The following is a 303-nucleotide window of genomic DNA, read 5'->3' on the forward strand; positions in this document are numbered from 1 at the left end:
CTGATTCGCCTGGTGCAGCAGATCCGGCCGACCGAGATCTACAATCTCGCCGCCCAGAGCCACGTCGCCGTCAGCTTCGAGAGCCCGGAATACACCGCCAATGCCGACGCGATCGGCGTGCTGCGGCTGCTGGAGGCGATCCGGATCCTCGGCATGGAGAAGGAGACGCGGTTCTACCAGGCCTCGACCTCCGAGCTCTACGGCCTCGTGCAGGAGATCCCGCAGAAGGAGACGACGCCGTTCTATCCGCGCTCTCCTTACGGCGTCGCCAAGCTCTACGGCTACTGGATCACGGTGAACTAT

Annotated in this window: 1 protein-coding gene; it reads left to right on the forward strand. The window is 63.7% G+C overall.

The features are described 5' to 3' along the window. The coding region (locus XI09_RS08315) for a GDP-mannose 4,6-dehydratase (protein ID WP_271566410.1) at positions 1-303 on the forward strand (303 nt) is incomplete at both ends.

It is taken from the genome of Bradyrhizobium sp. CCBAU 11386, assembly GCF_028128955.1.
GTDB lineage: Bacteria > Pseudomonadota > Alphaproteobacteria > Rhizobiales > Xanthobacteraceae > Bradyrhizobium.